This is a genomic window from Pseudomonas sp. FSL R10-0056, assembly GCF_009600105.1.
In the GTDB taxonomy this organism is placed as follows: domain Bacteria; phylum Pseudomonadota; class Gammaproteobacteria; order Pseudomonadales; family Pseudomonadaceae; genus Aquipseudomonas; species Aquipseudomonas bubulae.
In genome coordinates, this window is the sequence record NZ_WIWL01000078.1 from 81,001 (window position 1) to 88,401 (window position 7,401).

Below are 7,401 nucleotides of genomic sequence, written 5' to 3' on the forward strand. Positions count from 1 at the left end.
CCGTGCCATCATCAAACAAGGTACATTTACGCCCATCGAAGATGATCAGCAGCGCCGGAATGGGACGACCAGGCCGGTTTGAAAGGGAATTGGGGTTATGGACAAAAAGTCGTTTTCCGAGCGGGACATCTGCAGCAAGTACATCGCCCCAGCCATTCAGCAAGCTGGATGGGACATGCACAAGCAGGTGCGCGAGGAGGTCAGCTTTACCAAAGGCCGCATCATCGTCCGGGGAAAACTGCACAGCCGCGGTGAAGCTCGCCGTGCCGACTTCATCCTTTACCACCAGGCCAACCTGCCTATCGCTGTGATCGAGGCAAAGGACAACAAGCACTCCATTGGATCAGGCATGCAGCAAGCCTTGGGCTATGCGGAGGCTCTGGACGTACCGTTCGTATTCTCCAGCAATGGCGATGGCTTCCTGTTTCACGACCGCAGTGGCACGGGCAGTCAGGTAGAAACCGAACTCAGCCTTGATCAATTCCCCAACCCTGCCGAACTTTGGCACCGTTACTGCCAATGGAAGGGGCTGGATAACACAGCCCAGCACAAGATCGAAGCGCCCTACTATGACGACGGCTTAGGGCGCATACCGCGCTATTACCAGATGAATGCCATTAACCGTACAGTCGAAGCTGTAGCGCGCGGCCAGGATCGTATCCTGCTGGTGATGGCCACGGGGACCGGCAAAACCTACACTGCCTTCCAAATCATTTGGCGACTGTGGAAGTCGAAACAGAAGAAACGCATCCTGTTTCTGGCCGACCGCAACATTCTGGTCGACCAGACCAAGAACAACGACTTCAAGCCCTTCGGCCAGGCGATGACCAAAATCGCCAAACGCCAGATCGACACTTCCTACGAAATTTACCTGTCGCTCTATCAGGCCGTCACCGGCACTGATGAAGAGATGAACATCTACAAGCAGTTCTCCCGCGACTTCTTCGACCTGATCGTGATCGACGAATGCCACCGTGGCAGCGCCGCCGAGGATTCCGCTTGGCGTGAAATCCTCGACTACTTCTCCAGCGCCACCCACGTTGGCCTTACCGCCACACCGAAGGAAACCAAAGAGGTTTCCAGCATCACTTACTTCGGTGAACCGATTTACAGCTACACCTTGAAGCAAGGCATCGAAGACGGCTTTCTCGCCCCCTACAAAGTAGTGCGCATCGATTTTGACAAAGACCTACAAGGCTGGCGCCCCCCCAAAGGCATGCTCGATAAGAATGGTGAACTAATCGAAGACCGCATTTACAACCTCAAGGATATGGATCGCACCCTGGTGATCGAGGCGCGCACTCAACTGGTGGCGCACAAGGTTACTGAGTTTCTGAAGGCCACCGATCCGTTTCAGAAAACCATCATCTTCTGCGACGACATCAACCACGCCGAGCGCATGCGCCAGGCCCTGGTCAACCTCAACCCCGAGCGTGTGGCCGAGAACCGCAAATACATCATGCGTATCACCGGCGACGATCAGGAAGGCAAGGCCGAGCTGGATAATTTCATCAACCCGGAAGAGCGTTACCCGGTCATTGCCACTACCAGCAAACTGATGACCACCGGGGTGGATGCTCAGACCTGCAAACTGATCGTGCTCGACCAGCACATCAAATCGATGACTGAATTCAAGCAAATCATCGGTCGCGGCACTCGTATCAACGAGGACTACGGCAAGTACTGGTTCACCATCATGGACTTCAAAAAGGCCACAGAACTGTTTGCCGACCCGGCGTTCGACGGCGACCCGGTGGTGATCTACGCCCCGGAAGGTGATGACTCTCCCGTACCGCCGGATGACCCGCTTGCCGACGAAGACAGCATCAGCGCAGGCAACGAGAATGAGGGCGATGATCTGGATTTTACCGGCGAAGATGACGGCAAAAAACGCATCAAGTACGTCATCGACAACGTCCCGATTTATGTCATCGCCGAGCGTGTGCAGTATTACGGGCCGGGTGGTGGACTGATCACTGAATCGCTACGCGACTACACCCGCACCTGCGTGCAAAAGCAATTCGCCTCGCTGGATGACTTTCTCCGACGCTGGAGTGATGCCGAGCAAAAGAAAGCCATCATGGAGGAAATGGCTGCCCAGGGGGTGATGTGGGAAGCCTTGGCCGAAGAAGTTGAACAGAAACAGGGCAAGCCCCTCGACCCGTTCGATCTGATCTGCCATGTCGCATTCGACCAGCCTGCCTTATCCCGCCACGAGCGCGCCGAGAAGGTGAAAAAGCGCAACTATTTCGCCAAGTATTCCGGTGCAGCCCGCCAAGTACTGGAGGCATTGCTGGATAAATATGCCGATACCGGCATCGAGCATATTGAGGACATCAAAATCCTGCAGCTTGACCCCTTCAGCCAGTTCGGTGCGCCCATCGAGCTGGTCAAGGCCTTTGGCGGCAAGGCTGGTTACAACAAGGCCATCCATGAACTGGAAGACGAGCTTTACGCAAGCTAAAGGCTAAACAGCGACGACATGCCAAAGCATCCGTCCACTCTTTCCGGTAGAATTTCGCCCCCCTTGCGGTACGTGTCGAGAGAAACTCATGTCCATTAGCTCCACCATCAAGTCCATTCAGGACATCATGCGCAAAGACGTTGGCGTAGACGGCGACGCCCAGCGTATCGGCCAATTGGTCTGGCTGCTGTTCCTGAAAATCTTCGATGATCGCGAGCTGGAATGGGAACTGATGGACGACAGTTACCGCTCGCCCATTCCCGACAGTTGCCGCTGGCGTACCTGGGCCGCCGATCCTGAAGGCATGACCGGCGATACGCTCAAGGACTTTATCGACAACAACCTGTTCCCCCAGTTGCAGAACCTGCACGAGTACAGCAATACGCCGTCAGCCTTCGTAGTGCGCAGTGTCTTTGAAGACGCTTACAACTACATGAAATCCGGCCAGCTACTGCGCCAGGTGATCAACAAGATTCAGGACGGCGTGGACTTCAACAAGGCCCAGGAACGCCACGAGTTCGGCAATCTCTACGAGCAACTGCTGCGCGACCTGCAAAATGCTGGCAACGCCGGCGAATTCTACACGCCGCGGCCAGTCACCGAGTTTATGGTGCGCATGGTCGATCCGAAGCTGGACGAAAAGGTCATGGACCCGGCCTGCGGTACTGGTGGTTTCCTCACCTGTGCCATCGAACACAAGCGCAGCCGCTATGTAAAAACCGCCGAAGACGAACGCACCCTGCAGGCCAGTATTTTCGGCGTGGAGAAAAAGCCGCTGCCGCACTTGCTTGCCACCACCAACATGATCCTGCACGGCATCGAAGTACCCAGCCAGATCCGCCATGACAACACCCTGAGCAAACCGTTGATCAGTTGGGGTCCGAGCGAGCGCGTGCATTGCATCGTTGCCAACCCGCCGTTTGGTGGCATGGAGGAAGACGGCATCGAAACCAACTTCCCCGCCGCCTTCCGCACCCGAGAAACCGCCGACCTGTTTTTGGTGCTGATCATGCAGTTACTCAAAGACGGTGGCCGCGCCGCAGTGGTACTGCCCGATGGCTTTCTGTTTGGCGAAGGCATCAAAAGCCGCATTAAAGAAAAACTGCTGACCGAGTGCAACTTGCACACCATCGTTCGCCTGCCCAACGGCGTGTTCAGCCCCTACACCGGCATCAAGACCAACCTGCTGTTTTTCACCAAGGGCACGCCGACAAAGCAGGTGTGGTTCTACGAACACCAATACCCGACCGGTGTGAAGAACTACTCCAAGACTCGCCCCATGCGTATCGAAGAATTCGCCGTGGAAGAAGCCTGGTGGGGCAAAGAGACCGATGGCTTTGCCGCACGGGTGGAGAACGAGTTTTCCTGGAAAGTCAGCGTCGAAGAGCTGCAGACGCGCAACTGGAACCTGGACTGCAAAAACCCGCATATCGGCGAGCAGATCAGCCACGACCCACTCAAGCTGCTGCACAACTACGCTGCTCTCCAAGGCGAAATCAGCGACCTGCGTGATCAGCTCAAAGCGGTACTGGCCGAAGCGCTGGAGCGTCAGCCATGACCGCGTTGCTCACCGACAATCTGTCGCTATTGGCCGGCGCGCCGAATGGCATTAAGAAGCTGCGCGAGCTGATTCTGGAACTGGCAGTACGCGGCAAGTTGGTGCCGCAAGATCCAAGTGATGAGCCGGCCAGTGAGTTACTAAAGCGGATCGCGGCGGAGAAGGCGCGGTTGGTGGCTGAGGGGAAGCTCAAGAAGCAGAAGTCGCTGAATGAGATCGCTAATGAGGAAAGACCGTTTGAGCTACCGACAGGTTGGGAGTGGTCTCATCTTGGGCGGATTTCTAGTGATGTTCAATATGGCTTTACAGCATCCGCGAATCACCAAAGCGGAGAGCCCTTACTTCTCAGGATCACTGACATCCAAAATGATGGGGTCAACTGGAACAGCGTTCCTGGATGTGACATTTCTCCGAGAGAAATTACCGGTTATGAGTTGAAAGATGGCGATATCGTTATTGCTCGAACAGGAGGGACTATTGGTAAGTCTTATCTTGTTTCAGGACTTACCCACTCAGCTGTGTTTGCCTCATATCTGATCCGAATTGGCCGCCTTGACGCTATATTCCCTGACTTCACTAAAGTATTTTTGGGTTCTCAGCTTTATTGGAAGCAGCTTTATGCCAACTCAATGGGCACCGGGCAACCAAATGTAAACGGAACCGCGCTAAAAGGGCTATTAATCCCGCTCGCTCCCATGGAGGAACAACACCGCATCGTCGCCAAAGTCGATGAGCTGATGACCCTATGCGATCGCATGGAAGCCCAGCAGACCGACTCCGAAAGCGCCCACGCCCAACTGGTACAAGTGCTGCTCGACGACCTGACCCAAACCAACGACGCCAACGACTTCGCCACCAACTGGCAACGCCTGGCCGAACACTTCCACACCCTTTTCACCACTGAGTCCAGCATCGACGCCCTCAGACAAACACTCCTTCACTTCGCTGCCGATGGGCGTCTCGTTAGTTCAGCTGCGCCTGCAGATTATCTGGCCCTTTCAGATGTAATCGATGGTGACTCTCTAAACGGATCATCCAAGAAACCGCAGGACTCACCAGGCGCTGTAGAAATTCTTCGCATCAGCGCAGGAACAGGAGTTGCAGACTTCCTCACTGACGAAAACGAGCACAAGTGGGCGGACGTTACAGAGGCGGAAACAAAAAAATTTCTATTGGCTAAAGATGACCTCTTAGCGTGCCGCTTCAATGGAAATCTTCATTATGTCGGGGCTTTCTCGCTTTACTGCGGCACTCGAGGCGTACCTCAAATTTTCCCAGATAAGCTCATCCGATTCCGAGCTAACCGGAGTAAAGCTTCGCCTCATTATCTCAAATACATATTGAACGCGGCTCCGGCACGAGCACAGATAGAATCTTTTTGCGCGACCACTGTCGGAAACATAGGTATCAGCGCCAAAAATCTTAAGACGATAAAACTACGCCTGCCCTCGCTGCAAGAGCAAAGCAAAATTGTTGATCTGTTAGATAAACTGCTGGCCCTCTGCGACCAACTAAAAAACCGCGTAACCTTGGCCCGCCAGTTGAACGCCCAGCTGGCCAGCACGCTGGTCGAACGTGCCCTTTCCGATAAAAGCCAGCAGACACCTGCCGTCTCGGATCGACAAGTTCCGCGTACCTTGCTCGCTGCAGAAATTACTCATCGGCTACATAGCCAACGAACATTCGGTCAACGCAAGCTGCAGAAAGTCATTTACTTAGCCGAACACGCGGCCAGGCTCGCCGCAATCCAAGGTAACTACCTGCGTGACGCCGCCGGCCCCCACGATCGCCAGTTGATGAATAAGGTCGAAGGCCAGATGCAAACCCATCAGTGGTATGAGCGCATCGAGCGCGAGACTGTTGGCCATGCTTACCGCCCACTTTCCCAAGCTGGGCAGCATAGGCAGGCGTATAGCAGCGCCTGGTCGGCCGCTGAGCGCGCCACCCTTGAGCAGGTCATCGAGCTAATGCGGGACTGGGATACGGATCGTTGCGAAATGACTGTGACGCTCTATGCCGCCTGGAACGACTTTATTCTCGAAGGCCGCCCGATTTCCGATGAAGCCATCGTGAACGAAGTCATGCGTAGCTGGAACGACACCAAACTGCGCTTTGGCAAAGCCGAATGGTTGGCAATACTCACAGAGATGAAGAAGCACACAATCCTGATGCCCACGGGCTTTGGCAAGCGGACCAAGGGCGGCATGCTCAGCTTGCCCGGCTTTGAGTAAACAGATGATCCTTTTGGCTGTCCTCAAAAAAATACGGATACGAAGCATATTGCTCAATCCAACTCCTCGCGGTATTCCAGTTGGTATTCCAAAGAATTTTATAAACTCACATTAGTCAATAAAATCAAATAGTTAAGAATAAAATTCAGATTACCCCGGCCCACCAAATAGCTGTCCCAGACAGTCTGCGAAACACCCAAAAAGCCTGCCCTGTGCGGGCTTTCTTGTTTCTGGCTATCCGCCACTGTCTCTCCTTCCCTGTACCAGGCCCGAAACCACCGGAAACACTCCGCACGGTTGCGCTTTTCATAGGGTGGCGTTACCCTTTTATTGTCGCTGCAAAATCAGCGAACGGGTTTGACGGCCCGATCAACAATAGGCGCACAGGCGCCCCCATAACGATTGCAGGCGCTTTTTTTGCGTCCGCAGATCCGTTTTATGGCGGCTGTGCGTGGGAGGCCTTCGGGCCTGCCGGGTTCCTATTGTCCCGGTCCGTCAACCTGCGCACAGCTGCCACCCTAAATCGTTTGACGGCGATTCGTGGCAGCTCCTCAACAATAGGAGTTACGCCAAATGAATCACGCCCGCAATCCGTCCAAAATTCGCGCCGCGGCTTATCGAGCCATGGCCCTCGCCGCATTACATACCAACTCCAGCCTTGTCACCCGCCACAACTCCCTCGCTACCAAAAGAGGTGCCCTATGACCTCTCCAACCATGATCCAGACCGTCGGCGGCGCCACCTTCGCCAAATGCAACGCAGGCGACCAGCGTCTATTTACCGTCAATGCCGGTATTTCAGGCGAAGAAGCACTGCAGCACGCCTCTCTCATTATGAACTGCATCAACACGCTCACCTTCCTCGGCGCCATGAATGATGGCAACGAAGCAATGAGGTGGGCTTCGCACTATCTCAGCGAAATGGCCAAAGCACTTGTCGATGATGTAACCCTGGGGCTTCAACAGGTTCAGGACGGTGGTCTATGACCTCAAAAAGCCTCTGTTCACGGTAATCAAACGGCCAATACACCTTTCGAACTCCGAGTTTAGGGTTATCGCGTCCACTTAAAAATGATCTGACCCCGAAATGTTGGACATCAACATTGGGGGGTGTCATGAAAAAGTACACAGAGCAGGCGAAATTATTGG

General features: G+C 54.5%; 4 protein-coding genes. All 4 read left to right on the forward strand.

Annotated elements, in window-relative coordinates:
• Positions 1-97: 97 nt before the first annotated feature.
• The 4 genes from hsdR (at position 98) to GHO42_RS04220 (ending at position 7,239) form a co-directional block, all read left to right on the forward strand.
• Positions 98-2,464 (forward strand): EcoAI/FtnUII family type I restriction enzme subunit R, encoded by a 2,367-nt coding sequence (gene hsdR / locus GHO42_RS04205; RefSeq protein ID WP_153327309.1) that lies wholly within the window; start codon positions 98-100, stop codon positions 2,462-2,464.
• 88 nt (positions 2,465-2,552) lie between these two features.
• Positions 2,553-4,022, forward strand: coding sequence for a class I SAM-dependent DNA methyltransferase (locus tag GHO42_RS04210; RefSeq protein ID WP_153327311.1), 1,470 nt, complete (start codon positions 2,553-2,555; stop codon positions 4,020-4,022).
• Positions 4,019-6,253, forward strand: coding sequence for a restriction endonuclease subunit S (locus GHO42_RS04215; protein ID WP_153327313.1), 2,235 nt, complete (start codon positions 4,019-4,021; stop codon positions 6,251-6,253). The genes GHO42_RS04210 and GHO42_RS04215 overlap by 4 nt, the downstream gene beginning before the upstream one ends.
• A 701-nt stretch (positions 6,254-6,954) precedes the next feature.
• Positions 6,955-7,239 (forward strand): DUF3077 domain-containing protein, encoded by a 285-nt coding sequence (locus tag GHO42_RS04220; RefSeq protein ID WP_153327315.1) that lies wholly within the window; start codon positions 6,955-6,957, stop codon positions 7,237-7,239.
• The last annotated feature ends 162 nt before the right edge of the window (positions 7,240-7,401 follow it).

Bases quoted from the DNA above. Each gene is read 5' to 3' on its own strand.
- hsdR (WP_153327309.1), top strand. From the start codon at position 98: ATGGACAAAAAGTCGTTTTCCGAGCGGGACATCTGCAGCAAGTACATC.
- GHO42_RS04210 (WP_153327311.1), top strand. From the start codon at position 2,553: ATGTCCATTAGCTCCACCATCAAGTCCATTCAGGACATCATGCGCAAA.
- GHO42_RS04215 (WP_153327313.1), top strand. From the start codon at position 4,019: ATGACCGCGTTGCTCACCGACAATCTGTCGCTATTGGCCGGCGCGCCG.
- GHO42_RS04220 (WP_153327315.1), top strand. From the start codon at position 6,955: ATGACCTCTCCAACCATGATCCAGACCGTCGGCGGCGCCACCTTCGCC.